The organism is Streptosporangium sp. NPDC051023, assembly GCF_040689595.1.
Taxonomy (GTDB): domain Bacteria; phylum Actinomycetota; class Actinomycetes; order Streptosporangiales; family Streptosporangiaceae; genus Streptosporangium.
The window spans coordinates 1-2,551 of record NZ_JBFBCE010000208.1 but is presented as its reverse complement, the minus strand read 5'-3'; the positions used below and the strand labels follow the sequence as shown (position 1 = coordinate 2,551).

Genomic DNA, 2,551 nt, shown 5'->3' with positions numbered 1-2,551 from the left:
GGGGGGGGGGCCCCCGGGGCCCCCACTAAATCCTGCGCTCCCCCGCGTCTCCCCCGTGCCCGGCCGGAACGGGGTGAACGGCACTGCCGCCCATCGTGGCCTCAGCTCAGGAGGAGTGCACCAGCGTGTCCCAGTTGAAGATTCCGTGGTTCGTCGTGCTCCCGGACGCCGATGCCGGTTTCGCCGTGGTTGAGCGGCTCCGTGACAGATATGCCGACGTCGCGGAACTGACGCACGCTTCCGGCCGTCCCTGGCTCGTCGGCCGGTGGGACGGGGAACAGCTGTCGGTCGGCAGGGCGGGGGACAACGTGGTCGCCGTCCTGGGCGAGCACACGGTGACCGGCCAGTGGCTCGCGGCGCGGGCGGCGGACGTGGCCGGCGGCGGGCGGTTGCGCGACCTCCGCGCCCGGATCGCGGGCAGCTTCCACCTCGTGGCCTCGTGCGAGGGTGTCACCACGCTGTATGGCGACGCGACAGGACTGCGGCGGGTGTTCCACACCAGGGCCGGAGGCCTGACGGTCGCGAGTGACCACGCCAACGTGCTGGCCCTGCTGTCCGACGCCGCCGTCGATCCGGCACGGATCGCCTCCCGGCTGCTGTTCACCGCCCCGCCCTGGCCGCTGGGCTGGGACTCGGTCTGGACGACGGTGCGGGCGGTCTGGCCAGGCCGCGCGGTACGGCTCGACAGGGAAGGGCGCGTGCGGGAGGAACGATGGTGGTCCCCGCCCCCGGCCGAGCTGTCGCGCGCCGACGCCGCCGCGACGCTGCGGGTCGCACTGCGCGATGCGGTACGGGTACGGGCGACGGCGGGCCAGATCGTCGCCGCCCATCTGAGCGGGCTCGACTCCAGCTCGCTGGTGTCCCTGGCGACGCGGGAGGGGGCCGACGTGGTCGCGTTGACCACCGCGCAGCCGGACACCCTCGATGAGGACGTCGAGTGGGCGACGCGCACGGCCGACGAACTGCGGCGGGCCGGTCACGGCGTGCGGCACGAGGTGCTCGCCGCCGACGAGGTGCCGCTGGTCTACGACGGCATCCTGGCTGCCCGTGACTCGTTCGACGAGCCCTTCCTCGCCCAGCACAACCGCGAGCCGTACCGGCACATCCTGATGCGGGGGGAGCGGCACCGGCCGCGCGTGCACGTGGTCGGCTTCGGCGGCGACGAGATGTGCTCCAACTCCTACCAGTGGCTGCCCCGCCTGTTGCGCAGCCAGCCGCGGGTCGGTTTCCACCACTTGCGGGCCATCACCGCCAAGCACCGGTGGTCGTGGACGCGCGTCGCGCGCAGCATGCTCACCGCGGGGACCTACGCCTCGTGGCTGCGGGAGGCCGCCGACCGGCTTCCCAACCATGACGTCGACATGAGCCGCGCCGAGTTCGGCTGGGGGGCGTTCCCCGCCCTGCCGACCTGGCTCAGCGCCGAGGGGATCGCCATGGTCAGGGACGAGATACGCCGCGCCGCCGACCTGGACCCCGTTCTGGACGGCGACCGCGGTATGCACACCACGCTGGCGTCCATCCACTCGGGCGCGCAGTCGACGCGCGGCTTCCAGCAGATCTCCGCCGCCGACGGAGCCGTGACGAGCGCCCCGTTCTTCGACGACCGGGTGATGGACGCTGTGCTCTCGGTACGGCTCGCCGACCGCTACGACCCGGGAAAGTACAAGCCCATCCTGGTCGAGGCCATGCGGGGGATCGTCCCCGATGTCACCCTGACCAGGACGACGAAGTCGCACACCCCGGCGAACGCGGTCCTGGGCAGCAGGAAGCACCGTGACCAGATCATCGGGATCGTCGAGGACTCGGAACTGGCGCGGCTCGGGATCGTCGACCTGGCGAGGCTGCGCAGGACGTGCCACGGCCCGGTCGACGTGGAGACGTTCTCCCTGAGGCTTGAGCCGACCATCGCCTGCGAGATCTGGCTGCGCAACCAGCTCGAAAGGGAGAGCGCCCCGACCGGCGGCCCGCGCTCCGGCACCCCGGACTGATCTCGAAACCTCTTGGAGCCGACCATGACCATGCCCCAGACCATCTCCATCGACCCCGCCTCGCTGTCCCGGCGGGATCGGCTGTTCGCCAGGGTGGCGGTCTTCGTCGCGAGAAGACTCGAGAAACGGTCGCCGCTTCAGATCCAGCGGGTCCTGTTTCGCCTGCGACGCGGAGCACGGCCCGCCCGGTACGGCGAGGCGAGCCGGGCGCGTTCGGTGGTCGTCAGGACCAGCTGGGCGTGCAGCGGGCCCAACGGGTGCCTGCCGCGTGCGCTGGCCACGGCGATCCTGTGCCGGATGTGGGGTTTCTGGCCGACCTGGTGCGTCGGCGCCCGCGTCACGCCGCCCTTCGGGGCGCACGCGTGGGTACGCGCGGAGGGCCGCGACGTCGACGAGGACCTGCCCCCGGACTACCTGAGGGTTCTCGTCGAGGTCGGGCCCGGTGGGCGCTGACCGTTCCGGGGGGCGGGCGGGGGGCGGGGGGGGGGGGGGCCCCGGCGCCCGCGGGCGCCGGGGGGCCGGCCGCCCGGCGGCGGGCGGGCCGCGAGGGGCGGCCGGCGGGC

Annotated in this window: 2 protein-coding genes; both read left to right on the top strand. The window is 73.3% G+C overall.

The window, feature by feature from the left end; genetic code table 11:
* The first annotated feature begins 125 nt into the window (after positions 1-125).
* Positions 126-1,988 carry an asparagine synthase-related protein gene (locus AB0395_RS48060; RefSeq protein ID WP_366295049.1) on the top strand — a complete coding sequence of 621 codons (1,863 nt, stop codon included), beginning with the start codon at positions 126-128 and terminating at the stop codon, positions 1,986-1,988.
* 24 nt (positions 1,989-2,012) lie between these two features.
* Positions 2,013-2,441 (top strand): lasso peptide biosynthesis B2 protein, encoded by a 429-nt coding sequence (locus AB0395_RS48055; RefSeq protein WP_366295047.1) that lies wholly within the window; start codon positions 2,013-2,015, stop codon positions 2,439-2,441.
* Positions 2,442-2,551 lie beyond the last annotated feature (110 nt).